Annotated in this window: 13 protein-coding genes; 1 reads left to right on the top strand and 12 read right to left on the bottom strand. The window is 55.9% G+C overall.

Going from position 1 to position 18,649, the window contains the following annotated elements:
* Positions 1–42: 42 nt before the first annotated feature.
* From recD to recC, 4 genes are all read right to left on the bottom strand, one after another.
* Positions 43–1,917 (bottom strand): exodeoxyribonuclease V subunit alpha, encoded by a 1,875-nt coding sequence (gene recD / locus DQM29_RS03290; RefSeq protein WP_111739296.1) that lies wholly within the window; start codon positions 1,915–1,917, stop codon positions 43–45.
* A complete protein-coding gene (gene recB / locus DQM29_RS03285; protein ID WP_111739295.1) occupies positions 1,917–5,459 on the bottom strand; it encodes an exodeoxyribonuclease V subunit beta in 3,543 nt (1,180 codons plus the stop codon). Before recB ends, recD begins: the two co-directional genes overlap by 1 nt.
* Positions 5,459–8,347 (bottom strand): pitrilysin, encoded by a 2,889-nt coding sequence (ptrA, locus tag DQM29_RS03280; protein WP_111739294.1) that lies wholly within the window; start codon positions 8,345–8,347, stop codon positions 5,459–5,461. Before ptrA ends, recB begins: the two co-directional genes overlap by 1 nt.
* A gap of 166 nt (positions 8,348–8,513) precedes the next feature.
* A complete protein-coding gene (recC, locus tag DQM29_RS03275) occupies positions 8,514–11,924 on the bottom strand; it encodes an exodeoxyribonuclease V subunit gamma (RefSeq protein WP_111739293.1) in 3,411 nt (1,136 codons plus the stop codon).
* 332 nt (positions 11,925–12,256) lie between these two features.
* Between recC and DQM29_RS03270 the strand changes: the two genes are divergently transcribed.
* Entirely contained in the window at positions 12,257–13,354 is a 1,098-nt protein-coding gene (locus DQM29_RS03270; RefSeq protein WP_111741972.1) for an NADH:flavin oxidoreductase/NADH oxidase, read from the top strand.
* Positions 13,355–13,383: 29 nt separating this feature from the next.
* Here the strand turns inward: DQM29_RS03270 and DQM29_RS03265 are convergent, their stop codons facing one another.
* From DQM29_RS03265 to rppH, 8 genes are all read right to left on the bottom strand, one after another.
* Complete coding sequence (locus DQM29_RS03265) at positions 13,384–13,740, bottom strand: type IV pilus modification PilV family protein (RefSeq protein WP_111739292.1); 357 nt, start codon at positions 13,738–13,740, stop codon at positions 13,384–13,386.
* Positions 13,737–14,201: a DUF2509 family protein gene (locus DQM29_RS03260; RefSeq protein WP_111739291.1), complete on the bottom strand. Its 465-nt coding sequence runs from the start codon at positions 14,199–14,201 to the stop codon at positions 13,737–13,739. The genes DQM29_RS03265 and DQM29_RS03260 overlap by 4 nt, the downstream gene beginning before the upstream one ends.
* Positions 14,191–14,796 carry a prepilin peptidase-dependent protein gene (locus tag DQM29_RS03255; RefSeq protein WP_111739290.1) on the bottom strand — a complete coding sequence of 202 codons (606 nt, stop codon included), beginning with the start codon at positions 14,794–14,796 and terminating at the stop codon, positions 14,191–14,193. The genes DQM29_RS03260 and DQM29_RS03255 overlap by 11 nt, the downstream gene beginning before the upstream one ends.
* Positions 14,790–15,296, bottom strand: coding sequence for a prepilin-type N-terminal cleavage/methylation domain-containing protein (locus DQM29_RS03250; protein ID WP_111739289.1), 507 nt, complete (start codon positions 15,294–15,296; stop codon positions 14,790–14,792). Before DQM29_RS03250 ends, DQM29_RS03255 begins: the two co-directional genes overlap by 7 nt.
* 177 nt (positions 15,297–15,473) lie before the next feature.
* A complete protein-coding gene (locus DQM29_RS03245; protein WP_111739288.1) occupies positions 15,474–16,010 on the bottom strand; it encodes a WG repeat-containing protein in 537 nt (178 codons plus the stop codon).
* A gap of 50 nt (positions 16,011–16,060) precedes the next feature.
* The gene (gene thyA, locus DQM29_RS03240; protein WP_111739287.1) at positions 16,061–16,855 is read right to left on the bottom strand and encodes a thymidylate synthase; all 795 of its coding nucleotides are present in this window, start codon (positions 16,853–16,855) and stop codon (positions 16,061–16,063) included.
* Between the two features lie 21 nt (positions 16,856–16,876).
* On the bottom strand, positions 16,877–17,758 hold the full coding sequence (lgt, locus tag DQM29_RS03235; protein WP_111739286.1) for a prolipoprotein diacylglyceryl transferase: 882 nt from the start codon (positions 17,756–17,758) through the stop codon (positions 16,877–16,879).
* Between the two features lie 177 nt (positions 17,759–17,935).
* Entirely contained in the window at positions 17,936–18,496 is a 561-nt protein-coding gene (rppH, locus tag DQM29_RS03230; protein ID WP_111739285.1) for an RNA pyrophosphohydrolase, read from the bottom strand.
* Positions 18,497–18,649: the final 153 nt, after the last annotated feature.

Here is an 18,649-nt window from a genome sequence, read left to right as displayed (position 1 = left end):
TAGCCTCTGTCTTTACAGACAGAGGCTTATTCTCATCACCGCTCAGTCCGTCGTGTTTTTACCCGCCACGCCCTTTAGCAGCCGTTCAGCCAGACCGCTTCGCCTTTCGGTCGGCGTCGCAATGGCCGACAGCAGCACAGACTGTTTGGCAAACAGCGTCAGCCGATTTCTTGCTCGGGTAATCGCCGTATAAACCAGTTCCCGACTTAGCAACGGCGTGTACTGCTCAGGCAGCACCAGCGCCGTATGCTCAAACTCAGAGCCCTGCGACTTATGCACTGTCATCACGTAGGCCGTTTCACAGGACGGAAGCCGACTCGGCGTTACGGATTTAACCGAACCGTCCGGAAGCTGAAAATGAACCCTCAGCTCACCGCCCTCGCTGTAAAAAGCAATGCCGATATCGCCGTTAAACAGCCCAAGTGAAGCATCGTTGCGGCTTATCATTACCGGGCGGCCGACATACCACAGCCCGGCAGCGCCTAGTGGACGCTCGATAAGCCCGCGCCGCTGGAGCATCAGCTCAATGCGTTCATTAAGCCCCTCCACGCCGAAAGGCCCCTCGCGCAGAGCACACAGCAGGCGAAACCGGTTAAAGCGCGCCAAAATGTCCTTAGCGTCCCTTTCAGGCTCCGCTGTTGCTGCCAAATAGTCACTGTAGCCTTCAATACAAACGTCCAACAGAGACTGGTAGTCTTGCGCATCACCCGACGAGAGCCACGCCAAGTCCTCGAACTCTTGCCCGAAGCAGGCCAACGCGCCGCGCCCATCCCCCTGATTGACTGACTGCGCCAGGCGACCAATGCCAGAGTGAGCGTCAAAACGGTAGCTCTTTTTCAACAGGCAAAGGCTATCGCGCACCGAGACTGATGAAGATTCACCTTCAGCAATCTCGTATCCCGTTAATGCACTAAGCTGAGCGGCTCTTGTCGCACTATAGCCCAGTTCAGCAAACCGACACACGTCTCCGAGCACCGCTCCCGCCTCTACTGATGCCAGCTGATCGCGATCTCCTAGCAGGATCAACCTAGCCTGAGGAGGCAGAGCACCAACCAAATGCGCCATCATCGGCAGATCCACCATTGACGCTTCATCGACAATCAGCACGTCCAGATGAAGAGGATTCTCTGCACCATATCGCCGCTGTGAGCGGCTAAAGCGCATACCAAGCAGGCGATGCAGCGTTGACGCCTCTGTCGGCAGCCTGTCTCGCTGCGCCTGAGTCAGCGGCAAGTCTCGGCTGGCCGCGGCCAGCGACTCCGTTAATCTGGCCGCAGCCTTTCCGGTCGGTGCCGCCAGCGCAATGCGCAAAGTCTGTGTGTCATCAAGAGACAGCAGCGCCGCCAGCAGGCGCGCTACCGTTGTGGTTTTCCCCGTTCCCGGCCCGCCGGAGATCACCGACACGCCTCGCGTTGCCGCTACTGCAGCGGCGACCTTTTGCCAGTCAATGCCGTCAGAAACAGGAGGAAAAAGATCGTCAAGAATGCGGCGCAGTCGCTGTACCTCATCGACTTCGCCTTTACTGGTACTCTTCAACAGAAAGTCAGCAATCTTTCCCTCGTCTTGCCACATTCGATGCAGATAGAGGCGCTCCCCATCCAGCACCAGCGGCGTCGCCTGAGTGCCGTCACCCACTGCGGAAGAACAAGAAAGCACCTGTAAAAAATCGGCTACCGTTGGGCATCCTGCCGCCTGCCACAGCGCCTCAGCCATTTCGCTATGCCTGCCGGGAAACAGTGTCTCTTTATTAAGCGAAGCAAGAGGCAGGCAAACGTGACCATCTCCCGACTCTGCGCTGAGTTTGGCCACCAGCAGAGCCATGCTTGGCCCGCTATCACCTGCCAATAGCCTCGCCAGCTGAATGTCCAGCGGCCTGAACAGACCTGCATCAGCCGCCTTGGTTAATAGTGTCAGCATCAGCGAGGCATCTCCCCTGAGTGAAACAGCGCATCCATCGCTTCAACGAGGGCAAGCTCGGGTCGGCAGTGAAAAATACCCTGTTGCGGTTTCCCCGGCTCGACGCCGCGTAGAAAAAGGTACAGCACGCCGCCAAAGTGCGTCTGGTAGTCGTAATCGGCAATGCGATGACGCAGATAGCGGTGAAGCGCCAGCGTATACAGCTGATACTGAAGGTCATAGCGGTGCTCGCCCATCGCCGTCGCCATGGCTTCTTGCGTGTAGGCCGACGCGTCTTCCCCTAGCCAGTTAGACTTATAGTCCAGCAGGTAGTAGCGCCCCTGCCAGCGAAAGACCAGATCGATAAAGCCTTTCAGCATGCCTTCAACCTGCCGAAACGCCAGCGCTGGGCAGCCTGCAGACAGCGGATCGTAACGCTTTGCCAGCGCGTCAAGTCGGGCTGCTGTCAGAGGGGAATCAATGGGTAAAAAGAACTGTAGCTCAACGCTTCTCTCCTTTGTGGGAATGTCACACAGCCGTACGCCCTCTTCGGTCAAAGGCGCCTTCAACACTGCCTCAAGCCAGTCATACACCACTGGCTCCCACTCGGGCACCAGCCCTTGCCGCTCAACCTGCTCCTGTAGCCAAAGCCGATCCGGCCCCTCGGTAAAGTCAAAGGACTCAAACAGCCCGTGTAAAAAGGTGCCCGGTGCGGCCCCCTTTGGAAAAGTATGTGGCGTTTTCTCAGGAAGAACCTCAGATACACCGCGCCGCTCACCTGCTGCATCGGTATCAAAGCGCGGCACAATCTCATAGTGATGCCCGCCGCCCTGCTGCGATAACCCGGAATAGCTGGTCACTCGCCAGTCGTCACGACGGGGGGAAAGGAAACGCCGCGCCGCCAGCGTGTCTGCGGAAAGTTCAGGAGCCTGCCACCGCGAGTCGTCAACGCGAGCAGCGTCAACCAGCTGAATAGACTCCCCCTGAGCAAACGCCTCTAGCGACTGCAGTAGCGCCTGAGCGTCACCCGCCTGACCTTTTTGCAGCAAATATCCCATCGCGCTGCGGTGCACGTCGCTATTGCCTTTGCTGCGACCGCGGGTGTACAGCGGCGCGATGCCAACGCTACAGTGAAAAACCGACCGCGTTATTGCTACATAAAGCAGGCGCAGGTCTTCCGCCATGCGCTCTTCTTCTTCCAGCGCAAGTGAATCCTCACCGCGCTGCAGATCCAGCACTGAAGTGTAGGTCTGGCGATCGTGATACAGCGCGTTCATCTGCTGACGGAAACCGCAAATGAAGGGCAGCCATACCAGGGGATATTCCAGCCCCTTAGATTTGTGGATAGTCACGATTCTCACTAGGCTGCGATCGCTTTCTAAACGCAGCTGCTGACTATCGGCCCGGTCATTAGGCGCGGCAATCTGCTGTGACAGCCAGCGCACCAGCGAGTGCTCACTTTCGAGCCGAAGCGAGGCCTCTTGCAGAAGCTCGCCAATATGCATGATATCCGTCAGACGGCGCTCGCCCCCCTGCGTCACCAGCAGGTTTTCCGCCAGCCCGCGCCGAGCCATCGCTTCTCTCAGCATCGGCAGCACGCCCCGCTTGAACCATATGCTGCGATACTCGGTAAACTCGTCAATCAACGCTTCCCACTGGCGTTCGTCCTGATTGATGGCGTCTATTTGCGCGGCGTCTAGCCCCATCATGCCGCTGGCTAAGGCAGCACGCAGCGCGCGCTCCTGTTCAGGAGACAGTGCAGCCTGTAGAAACCACAGAACGTCCTGCGCCTCTGGCACGCTAAACACGCTTTCCCGATTAGAAAGGTAAACCGACGCCACGCCCAGAGCGCTTAACGCGTCTCGCACCAGCGCAGCCTCTTTGCCAGTACGAACCAGAATAGCAATGTCTGATGCGCTAACCGGACGACGTCCGTTAGCCGTCACTAACCAGGCAGACTCACGCTGACCGGCCATTAGCCAGTCTCTAACCTGTGCAGCGCAGCACTCTGCCATAGTCTGCTGATATTCTGCCAGACTGCAGCCTTCACTAGGTATCTGCCACAGGCTAAGAGCCGGCTGCACTTTACTCTCAACCTCAAAGGCTAACTGCCCGTCTTGGTCAGCGGACTTAACCGGCATAAAGGGAATTTGCTCAAAAATAAACGGCGACGGCAGCTGTGCAAACAGGTGGTTAACGCTCTCTACCATCGCCTTGGATGAACGCCAGTTGGTGTCCATCGTGTAGTGATTGCTTACCTCGCTGCGCGCGCGCATATAGGTAAAGATATCCGCGCCGCGAAACGCGTAAATGGCCTGCTTTGGATCGCCTATCAGCAGCAGGCCGGTATCCTCACGGCCGCCGTACACGCGGTGGAAAATGCGATACTGCTGCGGATCGGTATCCTGAAACTCATCGATCATTGCAACCGGATAGCGCTGGCGGATAGCCGCAGACAGCGTTGAAGCGCCTTCCCCCCTGAGCGCAGCGTCCAGACGACTGAGTAAATCATCAAACCCCATTTCCGCGCGCCTGCGCTTCTCTTTCTGTACCGAAAGGCGAACTTCGCTCAGCGCTCGCGCCAGAATCAAATCTCTCAGCGTCAGCGGCTCTGTGTACAGAAGCTCAATTTCGCTGAAAATCCGGTGTCGAGGCGGCTCGCCCTTCTTGGTTTTTTCATCCAGCGTCGACTGACAAAAACGCTTTAAAGGATCGGGGAGCTGATAGTCAAGTGTCTCCTGACCGGCCCATTCGGTTATGGCCGACAGCCAGTTGGTCAGATAGCGACTGCTGTAGCTGCGCTTATCGACATCAGAAGCAACAATCAGCGGGCCAATCTCCCTTTCGCACGCCAACCATTGCTGTTTCAGTGCCTCAATGCGCTCAACAATCTGCTGGTGGCGCTGCAAGATATCGTCTTGCGTAGGCGTCTGGCGCAGACTCGGCGCTTCGCCATGCAGGTAGGGGGACATGTCCGCCAGCAGGCTGTCTGGCCCGCGCCACTCGGCCGCAATGGCAGATGCAACAGGTAACGGCAGCGGATAGCAGTGGCGACGCCAAAAGTCCGCAACGGCCTGGCGGCGCAGCGGCAGCTCGTCTTCAATCAGAGTTTGTTCAAACGGAACGCCGGACTCAAACGCATTCTGGCTCAGGGTTCGCTGGCAAAAGCCGTGGATCGTGTAGATAGCCGCTTCGTCCATTTGGTGCTCGGCCGCCAGCAGCCAAGAAGCCGCTGCGTCAAAATCCTCTATCTGCGCCAGCAGGCTGCTGAGCATCGGCTCCTTGCTTTCCCGGCGCAGGCAGGCCATGCGCAGGCGGTGAATGTTGTCACGAATGCGGTTGCGCAGCTCTTCCGTCGCCGCTTCGGTAAAGGTCACCACCAGAATTTCCTCGACCTCCAGCGGGCGAGGATAAGCCGCCGCACCGCCAAGCCCCAGCAGCAGGCGAAGATAGAGCGCCGCCAGCGTATAGGTTTTTCCGGTACCGGCGGAAGCCTCAATCAGGCGCTCGCCAAACAGCGGCAGCGCCAGCGGCTCAAGCGCCTGAGGTAGGCTTTCTCCCATTACTTCTGCGCTCTAACGGGCAGCGTTTTCTGCAGGGTGGAGGCGTTTGAATATATCTGCCATCCCTCAGGCTTAGCGTAATCTTCTTTTACATCGCTCTGCCCCATTATCTGAGAAAGTATCGACAGCCCGTCTTTGTCTATCACTGCCTGATTAAAGAAAGTCTGAATATCGCTTTTCTTCAACTGCTTAACCTGTTCAACAATGCGCTTACGGGTATCAAAGCGATCGTTGCCGCGGTTAAAGTCGTTCAGATACAGCGCGGCCTCTTCATCAAGCGTCTGCGGGCGCTGCGTCAGTTCGTTAACCAACGCCTGACGATACTGAGCAAAGTCTTCTTCACTCATGGCGGCCAGTTTGTCTTTAGCCTGCTGATAAAACGCCGTATAGCGACCGTCCAAATAGGCGGGAGTCTTGCTGTTGCTTTGCAGCAGGAAGCCAATGCCCCACTGCCGCCCGATTGACATCGGGAAGGCAAACACCGCATACCCCAGTTGCTCTTCGGTTCTCAGCTGATTGTAGAACCAGGGCTGAACAATTTGAGACAGCAGATTACTGCGCGCCATGCCCTGAACTTCATCATAGCCAAGCGGAATAAACACCGCCCCTAGGGCTGAGTCCGTGCTGCTGCCCGCCTTCATCAGGTTAGCGGTCTGCTTCTTGTCCACTACGACGTTTTGCCCGTACCAGGCGCTTTTTCCTAAGCAGCCCAGCTGTTTACTCACGTCCAGCGCCAGCGCTTTAACCTGTTCAGGCGTCACGTTACCGATGGCAAACAGCTCCGGCGTACTTTCTTTCAATAGGCGATCGCGATACTGAAGAATGTCATTGACGGTCACGCTGTCAATCAGCCCACGACGCTCTTCCCGTTCAGTGTAGGGCACATAGGAGACAGCGCGGATAGGCTGAAGTGCGACTTCAAACGCTTTCCCTTTCTCAGCAGCATCCAGCTGTTGGCGATACCATGACTTAGCCTGCTCTAGCTGTTCTTCAGTCGGAGTAAAGCTCTGGTACTGCGCTAGCACGGCGCTCATTAGCTGCGGCATGCGCTGCGTAAAGCCAGTGGCGGAAAACTGCAGGCCGTTAATGCCAGAAGAGGAAAAGCTAATGCCCCCTACTGACGCCTGATAGTTGATTTGCGCCATCGCCTGCCCGGCTAAATAGTCAGTCAGGGAGAAAATGACCTGATCCCGCGCAGAATCCTGTGCGCTGGCGTTGCGAAGCGCCAGCGTGACATAGGCCTTCGGCTCATCAGCAAAGTAGCTGCTCGGCATCGCCCAGGCTTTGACCTGAGGATCGTTCAGCACCAGCGTCGGAGTTGCCGTTTGTGCAGCGGGCTTCGTTAACAGTGAAAAATCATCAGGAATATAGGGGTTGAGCTCCGGCAGGCGCAGAGGCAGATTTTTTTCCTCACCTGTCCAAGTCGCTACCTGCTGAGGCGTGATGCGGTCAACCTTGTAGGGGGCATTGACGAAGTAGGCCATTTTGTCATGAGGTTCATCCGGACTGATAAACCAGATGCGCGCCGCCTGTGGTGTCATTTCATCTAGCCTCGCCTCAATCGCTTTAGGATCGTAGCTATCGGCCAGATAATCGGAGTTCAGTACGTTCTCAATAGGAATATTCAGCATGGTGTCGGACAGCCACTCAACGTAGTCCATGTCGCGAGAAATTGACGGATAGCGGAAGTCCAGTGCCAGAACGTGGGCAATCTCGTCAAAGTACTCTTTGCGAACCCCCTCTTTGCGCATCAGCTTCAGGTAGTCAAACACCGCAGCAATCACGCGATCCCGCTCCGCCAGCCCTTTCTCTGTGAGAGAAATACCGATGCTGAACACACCGCCGTTGCGGTCGATGACTGGGTTAGCCCCTGCGCCAATGCTATCAGCCAGGCCCTGCTTCCGCAGCCAGTCTGACAGGGTATTTTCACTGCGGTTGCCAATCAGGTAGCCGATATAGGTATCGGTCTTGCTGCGAAACTGAGAAATATTGTTGTCGATGCGAAACTCAATACGCAGCTGTCGCGTTGGCTGAGCCGGCACATAGTGAATAATCAGCCCTTTCTCTTTATCCGTTACGGCAGGCACGGTAATCGCAGGAACGGTCGCTTGGCGGTTAGCAATGCGGCCAAAGGTTTTTGACGCCAGCTCCGCCAGCGCGTCCAGAGACTGGTTGCCGTACAGTACGCCGACCATCAAATTGGCCGAATAGTAGCGCTGATAAAACGCCTTCAGCTCGTCGTGCAGCTTGCTGTCGGGCTTGTCTTTCAGCGTGTCCAGATTGCCGCCGGAAAAGCGCGAACTCGGGTGAGCGGGGTTCAGCGTCTCAGAGCCGACCTCCGCCATTCGCATGCCGTCTCGCGAGCGGGCCATAGTCATCTCGGCGTTAACCGCGTTGCGCTCTCGATCGGCATATACCGGATCTAACAGCGGCTCGGCAATAGCGTCCGCCAGCCGGTCAACCGCAGGAGCCAGCGCATCGTTTTCGACCTCAAGGTAATAGGCGGTTCGATAGGAAGCCGTGCTGGCGTTGTGGCTGCCGCCGTGCTTTTTCAAAAACTCAGAGATACTGTCAGGCTCTGGATAGCGTTTCGATCCCATCAGCACCATGTGTTCAAGGTAGTGAGCCAGTCCAAGCTGGCTGTTGGGGTCTTCCAGAGAGCCTACGGGCAAAGCCAGCGCCGCCAGCGACTTACTGGCTAGGCTGTCCGAGACCAGTAAAACTGTCATGCCGTTGTCCAGCCGAATGGCCTGATACGCCCTCGTGTCTCTTTCACTTTTTTGAATTTTTTCTGCCAGCGGCTGCCACCCCTGAGCCGCCTGCGCCATTGACGTCAGGCCAAACAGCAGCAGTAGAACACTGGCGATAGAGACATAGAGCTTACGCATAACGTTTCCTTCTTGATTCACTTTTACGCCATCGAGCGGCGGATTTGCCGCGCGCCAAAGGCAAAGATAACTTCATTCATGCTTTACGAACAGTAAACGCAAAATCAACGCCCCACGGCGTCGAAACGCATTCACCTCAATACCTTCCATTGGACAGCAGCTCCTCTCAGGGTTCACTTTTCCCTTCGTTTTTTTCCAATCGATGCTGTTTTAACGTCAGTAAATAGGGAAGGCTGTCGGCAACAATCTGCTGGTACCGTGCGTCGTCCATAATGCGAAACAGCCGCATCAGGTAAGGGTCTTCCCCTTCGCCAATGGCAGGAGGCGAACCCTGCCAGGCCTGAAGCAGGCGGTGTCGAGCCTTTTGCTGAGCCTCATCGCCCCATTCTACCTGACCAGACTCCGAACTATAGCAGGCTTCAAGCCACGCCCAGGCGCTTTTTGGCAACAGCAGCAGCGGCTCACTCAGCCCCTGAACGTATCCTTTTAGCCAAACTGTAAACTGCGCCTGCGCCTCCTCAGCGCCCAGAGCCGCAAATCGCCATTCACTGCCCTCGTTACCAAACATCCGGCTCTCGCCTTTCCCGCCGGACATGCAGTAAATCAGGTGGTCAATCCACAGCGTCATGCCGTCAATCACCGAGAGCTTAGCCGGGCGCCAGCGCAGCAGGCCGTTTTTCTGCACGTGATGCAGCCAGCCGCTGACGGTAATACCGTCAATCAGCCGGGAAAACTCCATGCTCTCACTGTCGGCTTTTTGCGCTCTTACCGCTTCGGCCAGATCGTGCATACTTTCCACCTGCTCTTGCCAAAACAGCTCACCAAATGCGCCAAAGGGCAGCTCTCCTGCCGCATGGGCGCGGGAAAACAGCGTGCTGGGATCATCCCCTTCAATCAGGTGATTCAGCAAGGCAACGTTCATTTTATAGCGCTCAAGGCCATCCACTCTAAACGGCTCTTCATCTGACAGGGCGGCGTCCTCTAGCATGAAGTTCACCCTCAGCCGCTGCTGAAAGAATGCCCTGACGGGGTGACGATAGAAACGGCGCACGTCGTCAATATCAACGCTTTCAGGCACAAAAGGCGTTAGCCTGCTGCCAAATTCACTGTGGGGGACGCCCTCTCTGGCCGCTGCCGGAAGCCACTCGCTGGCATAGCTTTGCTGTTCGCTACCGACGATAAAATTTTTCTCACTGAACGGCACTCTAGGGTACAGCGTTAAGAGGTGCTGATAAACGCGCCGCGCGCTCAGTTCGGGATCCTCAATAACGCCGATCTCTTCCCCTTCCAGCACATGACTTTGGGAAACATATTCCAACAGCTCGGTTACTAACACTGAAGGATAGCGTTCGCTATTGTCCTGAATTGAGTGACCGATATAGCTGATATAGAACGCATTTTGTGCCGACTGCAGCGCTTCAAGAAACAGGTAACGGTCGTCATCGCGTCGGCTACGATCTCCCCGTATGGGTTTCTCAGACATAAGGTCAAAACCCAGCGGCGGTAGCGTTCGGGGATAAACGCCGTCGTTCATGCCGAGCAGGCACACAGCCTTGAATGGAATAGAGCGCATCGGCATCAGGGTACAAAAGTTAATGGCTCCGGCTAAAAAGCGCTGGCTTAGCCGTTCCTGATTAAGGCGCGAAGAGAGTTCGTCTTTCAAGACGGTCAGGGGCAATTCCTCATCGTAGCCTGACTCGATGCCGGTACCGCACTGCTTTTGCCACTGCCCCTCAATAAGGGCGAGTACCGGCTCGACGTCCACAGTATCGATGAAAAAGTCTTCCATCAGTTCGCGGCACAGTGGAGCCCATTCGTGAAGCCTACTCGCTTTCGCCAAACGCTCGCGCCAAAGCGCCAGTCGCATAAGAAACTCTGCCAGCTGACCGGCAAGAGCGGCAATCAGGCCGCTGGACTCATCGTAAGGCAGGACGCCCTGAAAGTCGCCGCTCTGGCTATCCATGGCGTAACCAAGCAGCATCCTCGTCAGGCCAAAGCGCCACGTGTGCTGCCCAGTCGGCGGTAAATCAAGCCCGGCCACCATGTCGTCGTCCAGCCCCCAGCGGATCCCCGCCCCTTCAACCCACTGACGCAGTGTTCGAAGGCCACTCTCATCGATAGCAAAGCGCTGCGCCAGTTCGGGCACTTCCAGCAGCGCCAGCACCTCCTGTGCGCCGAACCGGCTGGAGGGTAAATCAAGCAGCTGTAGAAATGCCGTAACGACTGGATGAACCTGACTGGCGCTGCGATCCGAAATCGCATAGGGCAGGAAACGATCTTTTGGCGCGCTGCCAAACACTGCGTCAATGTAGGGGGTATAGGTATCGATTTCCGCGACCATCACAATAATGTCGCGCAGACTCAGATCTGGGTCGCTGTCCATCATGGCCAACAGCCTGTCGTGCAACACTTCCACTTCGCGCTGAGCGCTGTGGCAAACGTGAACGCTAACCGACCTGTCCCTAAGATCCAGCTGTTCTCGTGGCTTCTGGGCTGTAGATTCATCGAGATTCAAAAAAGCCTGAGCCCGGTCTTCCAGCGTCAAAATGTCGCGCTGAATGCGATGAAGTAGGCTATCGCTTTTTGGATCAACGAAGGCGTCCACTTCCTGTACGCCGTTGAGCTGCGCCAGCAGGTAAATATTGTCGCGCCCAAGCTTGCCCCAGCTCGCCAACAGTGGGTTACTCAGGTTCTGATTGCCCTCGTCGTCAAACAGGCTTTCAGCGGTGTGCACCGACTTAAACAGCGCCACCTCTTCCCCGCTGCCGTGCTTGCGCCTGCGACGCGCCTGCATTCGTGCCAAAAAGGCGTAGTCAAGAATGTCGCCCCAGTAGTCTCGGCAGGGGTTGGTAAACATCAGGTGAATATCAATGTGTCGCCCCAGCGCGGAAAGCGCCTCCAGATAGACTGGCGGTAGCGCCGAAATGCCACAGATAAAGACTCGAGGCGGCAGACCGCTTCGTTCTGCCGAAAAATCGGGGTGATTAAGCGCATCGATAAAGCGCTGGTAAAGGTTGGCGCGATGCCATAGAGACTGGCCTCGGCGCTGAGTATCATCGACCAGCGCGCGCCATAAAGATGCCTGCCAATCCTGAACGTCGCTCAGCCCCGCAACCGGCTCGCCTCTCTCCCAGTGCTGCAGCCAAGAGGGACGATAGACCAGATACTGGTCAAAAAGGTCTGCTATACGCCCCGCCAGCTGGTGGTGTTTGCGCCTATCGTCGTCGTCATCAAGATAGCCGGACAGCGTGGAAAACTCCGGCAGTTCAAGCATTGTCGGCAGCAGACGCATCAGCTTCCAGCGCATGGCGTCTTTACTAAAGGCGCTTTCCATCGGCACATCGGGCAGCACTTTGGTAAACATCTGCCAGATAAACGAAGCCGGTAGAGGAAATGAGATATTTGCCGCAATGCCCAGCTCGGCAGCCAGCTCAATTTGCAGCCACTGGGCCATACCGTTGCTCTGTACCAGAATCACTTCAGGCTCCAGCGAATCGGCCAGAGGTCTGCCTGCCGCCAGAGCAGAGATTAGCGACTTCAGTATGTCCAGCTGATTTGAGTGGTAAACCGTAAACATTCTGACTCCTGAATGAGCGAACGGGAGCTAAGCCTGCGCTTTCTAAAAAGAGAAAGCAAAGGTGTGATTTTCAACGTTATCGCACCGACTGTAAAGCCAGAGCGGAACGCCTGCCGGGATATTCCTCGGCCAACCGCTTTTTCTGACTATATAACCGCCTAACGGGGGTGTACCATGGCTGTGAATTTTTCGCGATGTTCCCTATTGCTACCCGTATTCGGCTCCGTCCATTGAGCTCCATCATGAGGGTGCCTGACAGCAGCGGCTTTGACTGTATTCAGTCACCAAACCGCCAGCTGGAAACACCTCCTGTGTACCATAAGGAATCCACCATGAGTCAACTGTTCTCCCCTGTAAACATCGGCCCCTTAACGCTGCCTAACCGCATCATTATTGCCCCTATGTGTCAGTACTCTGCCGAAGAGGGCAAAACAACAGACTGGCACACTATTCATTTAGGCCAGCTGGCGTTTTCCGGCGCTGGCCTGCTAATTATGGAGGCAACCGCTGTAGAGCCTGAAGGGCGTATTTCCCCCAAAGACGTTGGGCTCTGGGACGACGAAACCGAACGGGCGCTGGCAAAAACCGTCAGTGCGGTAAAGCGCTATTCCAACATGCCTCTGGCGATCCAGCTTGCCCACGCCGGGCGCAAAGCCTCTATGCCGCCGCCGTGGAGCCCGGGCCCTGCGGTGACTCCAGAACAGGGAGGATGGCAGCCCGTAGCGCCGTCAGCTATCGCCTTTGACACCCACTCTGCAAAGCCGCTGGCGCTAAGCGCTGACCGCATCGCTTCCATCATCGCTTCATTCGCCCACTCGGCCAAGCGCGCGGATAAGCTGGGATTTGACGCTATTGAGATCCACGCCGCTCACGGCTATCTCCTGCACGAGTTTTTATCTCCTCTTTCCAATCAGCGCGATGACAGCTACGGCGGCACGTTGGAAAACCGCATGCGCATGACGCTGGACGTCTTTAGCGCCGTGCGCAAAGTGTTCCCTGCCAATAAGGCCGTGGGCGTTCGCATCTCCGCCAGCGACTGGGTTGAAGGCGGTTGGGATCTGTCGCAATCCGTTGAGCTCTGCCAACGCCTGAAAGCGCTCGGCTGCGACTATATCCACGTATCCAGCGGCGGACTGTCTGCCGAGCAGCGCATTCCCGTCTCTCCTAACTATCAGGTGCCCTTTGCCCGACATATTAAGGAAACTGTCGGCATGCCGACTATCGCCGTAGGCCTGATTACCGAACCGGAACAGGCGGAAGCCATCGTCGCTACCGGCGATGCCGACATGGTGGCGCTGGGGCGCGGCATTCTTTACGAACCACACTGGCCATGGCGCGCCGCTGCGGCCCTTGGCGCGCAGGTCAGCGCACCCAAACAGTACTGGCGCTCAGCGCCTCACCGAGCCAAAGCGCTGTTTGCCAATGACTAATGCTGGCTGAACGATCTTACCGCTAGCCGCTACGGCGGCTGGCTGTAGGGTAGACAAAAAAGCCTCTCAAGCCTGACGTTCACACGGTGCGGCCCTTTAACTTCGGCCGCAATCTCTTGGCAATATGCATCCCGCTGTCGGGCTATCAAATTAATCCGCCATGTACCCGAGGGGAAAACCTCCTCACTATCAATAGTGGTCGGATAGACTTCCAGCGCCTGTGCCGCTAGCCCCCATGCGCGCTGCTCGTCTGCATAGTGGTAAAACTGCGCAGTAAGCACCTGCTGGTAGCGCATTAGTCCCATTACCGTAATGGCAAACAGCAGCATGGCAATCAGGGTCTCTAACAGGCTAAACCCCTGCTGGCGATAAGCTAACGCAGTCACGGTTCACATTCCGCTTTCTGAGCCAGCGGGCAAACGTCGCTGAGTGCCGTAGAAACCAGCAAAAGGCTTACCCGATCAACGCTCTGCTGCTCTCGCTGAACTATCGCCCGCTGGAAAAGCGTCAGGGGAGCTCTACCGGGCACAGCAAGCCCTGAACCGCGCACCAGTAACTCATCCCCATTCAGCGGCTTTACGCAGGCATTCAGTCGGTACAGCTCACTTTTCTGACACAGCCAGTCGCTGCCGTTTAGCGTCCAACTCAAAGAAGAAGCCCATGACAGCGCGGAATAGGCTCGCTGGCGTTCTAAAAGATAGCGCCGCTCGTCAGCCTGCATTCTGACTCTATGATCCAGCTGCCGATGAATGCTTTTTAGCATCATCATAGAAAACGCTAGCAACATCATAATCAGCAGCAGCGTCGCATATCCTCGCTGAGCGCGCACTACGACGTTATGCTCCACGGCTTCTGACTCTCGCCGTGAGTCTAATAGGCCGTTCCGGTGCACCGCGCCAGTGCCCTTCGAGAGATAGGAGAAAATAGTCCTCTCCCTCTTTCACCTTCCCTTGAGCCCTCCGAGGCTCGACGTAAAACTGACTCACGGTGATTTCTGATGGATCCAGCATCTTCTCCCACTCCCCACTTTGACAGCTGCCTCCACCCCGCTGACGTTCAACGGTTCCCTGTCGCCACCGATAGCCAAAGCGCTCAGGCGACGAAGCGCTTTCCAGATCTATTTTCCCGCTGTGGTTCAGATCGTAACCAAAAAGCATACAGAACCCGGCAATTCCAAACGAGCCACCGCTCAGCCTGACCGCCGCCTCAGAGCGCGGAGAGGAAGATGAAAATCGGTATCCCGCTCGACGTAAATCCTTTTCTATCGCCTGTAGCACCTGCCGTAGCGCCTGCTCTAAGCGATAGGCTCGCTGCTGCATCAGGCTCTGGCGCTGAAACGACGGCATCAGAGAGACAATACCCGACAGGAGAATGGCGCTAATCAGCATAGCCACCAGCATTTCAGGCAGGGAAAAGCCGCGCTGACGCCTGTTCTTCAACATCGAGGTATTCCTCCCAGACTGTTATCCCCTTCAAGACATCGCCTGAGCCTTCCCGTGGCAGACAGCACTACCCTGACGCTCCCTGCAGCCCCCTTAATCACAACGTGCCCGGCACCTGCCGTATTGCGCAGGCCGTAGAAGCCGAGGCCGATTTCAGACTGATAAAGCGCCAGGGTCATATTCTCCTCCACAGGCCAGTAAACCGAACCACCAAGAGACGCACAGTTGGCTTCCGCTGGAGAACCCGCTACTGTCAAGCAGGATCGTCCACCTCCCTGAGCAATGTGCAGCAAGAAGGTTTCATTTCGCCAGTGGGCAGCCTGCTGAATCCGAGCCATAAACGCCAGCAGCTCTGAACTGGACTGCGCTAGCGCAGCCCGCTGTCGATAACCTTGCCAGCCGTGAACGCCACCAGTGGCAAGAATCGCCGTTATTGCCATCACCAACAGCAGCTCAATCAGCGTCAGGCCGCACTGTTTCATCTCTGAGATAGTATTCATAGGGCTATGCTAGCCAGTCGCGGTAGTGCCGCCCAGTGGGGAAAAACAGTATTGGAAGCTATGCTGCTAAGAAGAGGAGAAACGCACACAGCGTTACATCAAACTGCGGCGTAAATAGCAGAAAAAGCGGAATGATGCATGATGCATGATGCGAAGATGAGAGGGGGTAGAAAGAAGCTAGGGCGTAACTTTATTCCCATTCTTATCGATAGTGAACTCATCAAGGCAGGTAACAATTATGTGGTCGCCGTCCCGTAAAGACCGGCACTGCATGCCTACCTGAGCGCGCCCGTTTTCAAACTGCCAGGCAAAGTCGTATATCGGCGCAATCACCTCTTCAAAGCGCGCGTTATAAAACCCAACCTTTCCGTTCTTCCTTCCCCTGGTCAATCCCTCTTCAAAGTAGTCGGGGCCGTTGTCGAACATAAGAACCTCAAGGCTCTCTCCAGAGGGCTTCACGTAAAAAACGCGGCCTGCGCCATAAAATCCCGCTAAACCCTGCTCATCGTAGCCCGCCATAGCCAGCACTCGCGGCGAAAACAGCGGCACCGAACCGCTGTCGTCAATGCAGGCCTCATCGTCGGTTAGATCGCCTTCCTGAGTGGGATAAAGGCAGCTCAGGGAGTAGGAAGGAGAAGGAGAAACGGCCTGACAGCCCGCCAGCAACGCAGCGGCAAGTAGAGTGAGCGCGGGAATGAAAAAGCTGGCTTTCATATCAAATCCAATAAAAAGCGCCCGTCGAAACGGGCGCTTAAAGCATCGAGTTAAATTGCTACTGGCGCTTTAATGGCCGGGTGCGGGTCGTAGCCCGTAATGTCGAAATCCTCGAACTGATAGTCAAAGATGGACTCAGGCTTGCGCTTGATGACCAGCTTTGGCAGCGGGCGCGGCTCGCGGCTTAGCTGTAAATGGGTCTGCTCCATGTGGTTCATATACAGGTGGGTATCACCGCCGGTCCAGACAAAGTCGCCAACCTCCAGATCGCACTGCTGAGCCATCATGTGTACCAGCAGCGCATAGCTGGCAATGTTAAACGGCAGCCCCAGAAAAACGTCACAGGAGCGCTGATACAGCTGGCAGGATAGCTTGCCGTCTGCAACGTAGAACTGGAAGAACGCGTGGCAGGGCGCCAGCGCCATCTCTGACAGTTCGCCGACGTTCCACGCGGAAACGATGATCCGCCGTGAATCCGGATCGCGCTTGATTTGCTCAACCGCAGCGGAAATCTGATCGATCTGACGACCGTCCGCAGTGCCCCATGAGCGCCACTGCTTTCCATATACCGGCCCCAGGTCGCCGTTTTCATCAGCCCACTCGTCCCAGATGGTGACATTGTTATCGCGCAGGTAGCCGATGTTAGTGTCGCCCTTAAGGAACCACAGCAGCTCGTGAATAATTGAGCGCAGATGGCAACGCTTGGTGGTGACCAGCGGAAAGCCGTCCTGTAAGTTAAAGCGCATCTGGTGGCCAAAAATAGAGCGCGTTCCTGTACCGGTGCGGTCAGACTTTGGCGTTCCCTCATCGAGGATTTTTTGCATCAGATCCAAATACTGTTTCATCGTTACCTTACCTCTAGCCCATTACGCTTTTTGTTGATTCGCCTGCGGTTTCGGGCGGCGATAGGCCCAAACCACCATCAGCACGCCGATCAGGATCATCGGCAGCGAAAGCAGCTGCCCCATGCTGAACAGGCCAAACAGCCCCAGTTGAACGTCCGGCTGGCGGAAAAACTCAATCACAAAGCGGAATGTGCCATAGCCGATTAAAAACAGCCCGGACACGCTGCCCGCCGGGCGCGCTTTGCGTATAAACAGGTTTAAAATCAGGAACAGGACAATGCCCTCAAGACACATTTCATAGAGCTGGGACATGTGCCGCGGCAGCATGCCGTCCTGCAGATAGGGCAGCCACTGCGGGTTTTGCTGAACAAACAGCTGGTCAGCGGCGCGAGCCGTAGGAAAACGCATTGCCCACTGAAAGTCAGTCACCCTTCCCCACAGCTCGCCGTTGATAAAGTTGCCCAGACGCCCAACGCCTAGGCCGAAGGGGATCAGCGGCGCCATAAAGTCAGATACTTGGAAGAACGTGCGCTTTGTGTGCCGGGCAAACCACATCATTGCCACAATCACGCCCATCAGGCCGCCGTGGAAAGACATACCCCCTTCCCAGACTTTAAACAGGTAAAGCGGGTTTTCAATAAATTCGGGAAAGCTGTAAAACAGCACATAGCCGACGCGACCACCGACAAAAACTCCGAGAAAGCCAATGTAGAGCATGTTTTCAACTTCGTCTTTGGTCCAGCCGCTGTTGGGCTGACGCGCGCGGCGCTTAGCCAGCCAAAGGGCGAACACGAAGCCGATCAGATACATCATGCCGTACCAGCGTAGCGACAGGGGCAGCGTGGGTTCTAAAGAGAAGATAACCGGATCGAATTTGGGAAATTCCAGAAAGCTAGAGTTCATCACTCACCACAATACATATTACGTTGAATTGAGATCGGACAGCGCCGGGAAAACTGCGCGAAATGATAGCATAGTCAAACGCATTCCGTTCGCAGAAACGGTCCGATTTACACTCATTTACGACCAACAGATCGATAACATAAAAAATGGATTAGCCCCGAAAAACGGGGCTAATCGCTATTTATCACCGCCAGGACGTTCGTTCTTTCTACGCCGAGGGTGTGGAGCATTTGTCTTTTGCGGCCGGCCTTCCGACTTCTCCTGCATCGCCAACACGATAGGCGCAAACTCCTTCATGACTCGGCGATAAACGTCGCGCTTAAAGGAGACGACTTGTCGTACCGGATACCAGTAGCTTACCCAGCGCCAGCCATCGAACTCCGGCGTACTGCTGCGCTGCATATTGATATCGGACTCATTACTCATCAGCTGCAGTAAAAACCATTTCTGCTTCTGACCAATACAAACGGGTTTAGTATCCCAACGCACCAAACGTTTTGGTAACTTATATCGTAACCAGTTACGCGTACAGCCAAGGACTTTGACGTCTTTACGACTCAGCCCGACCTCTTCAAAAAGCTCGCGATACATGGCCTGCTCAGGTGATTCCCCTGCGTTGATACCGCCCTGAGGAAACTGCCACGAGTGTTGACCAAACCGCCTGGCCCACAACACCTGTCCCTGCTTATTACAAATTACGATACCAACATTCGGGCGGTAGCCATCATCATCGATCACTAGACTACCTCAAAGCATAATTCTTTAAAGATGGGCTGATTGTTTCATACTAGGCTGTGTCCCGCAACTGTACGCGGTGGCGAGGCTGAGCCAAAAGGGCGTAATCAAGGCGGAGTACGCCCTTTTGGCACGCGTCCCGAAGGGCTGGGGTCA

The organism is Leminorella richardii (assembly GCF_900478135.1).
Lineage (GTDB): Bacteria > Pseudomonadota > Gammaproteobacteria > Enterobacterales > Enterobacteriaceae > Leminorella > Leminorella richardii.
Note: the sequence above shows the minus strand (reverse complement) of the source record. Positions and strands in the feature narration are given on the sequence as shown.

Excerpts from the sequence above, each read along its gene's own strand:
- DQM29_RS03250 (WP_111739289.1), bottom strand. The coding sequence starts at position 15,296 with ATGAATACTATCTCAGAGATGAAACAGTGCGGCCTGACGCTGATTGAG.
- recC (WP_111739293.1), bottom strand. The coding sequence starts at position 11,924 with ATGTTTACGGTTTACCACTCAAATCAGCTGGACATACTGAAGTCGCTA.
- ptrA (WP_111739294.1), bottom strand. The coding sequence starts at position 8,347 with ATGCGTAAGCTCTATGTCTCTATCGCCAGTGTTCTACTGCTGCTGTTT.
- DQM29_RS03255 (WP_111739290.1), bottom strand. The coding sequence starts at position 14,796 with ATGTTGAAGAACAGGCGTCAGCGCGGCTTTTCCCTGCCTGAAATGCTG.
- recD (WP_111739296.1), bottom strand. The coding sequence starts at position 1,917 with ATGCTGACACTATTAACCAAGGCGGCTGATGCAGGTCTGTTCAGGCCG.
- lgt (WP_111739286.1), bottom strand. The coding sequence starts at position 17,758 with ATGAACTCTAGCTTTCTGGAATTTCCCAAATTCGATCCGGTTATCTTC.
- recB (WP_111739295.1), bottom strand. The coding sequence starts at position 5,459 with ATGGGAGAAAGCCTACCTCAGGCGCTTGAGCCGCTGGCGCTGCCGCTG.
- DQM29_RS03245 (WP_111739288.1), bottom strand. The coding sequence starts at position 16,010 with ATGAAAGCCAGCTTTTTCATTCCCGCGCTCACTCTACTTGCCGCTGCG.
- thyA (WP_111739287.1), bottom strand. The coding sequence starts at position 16,855 with ATGAAACAGTATTTGGATCTGATGCAAAAAATCCTCGATGAGGGAACG.
- DQM29_RS03270 (WP_111741972.1), top strand. The coding sequence starts at position 12,257 with ATGAGTCAACTGTTCTCCCCTGTAAACATCGGCCCCTTAACGCTGCCT.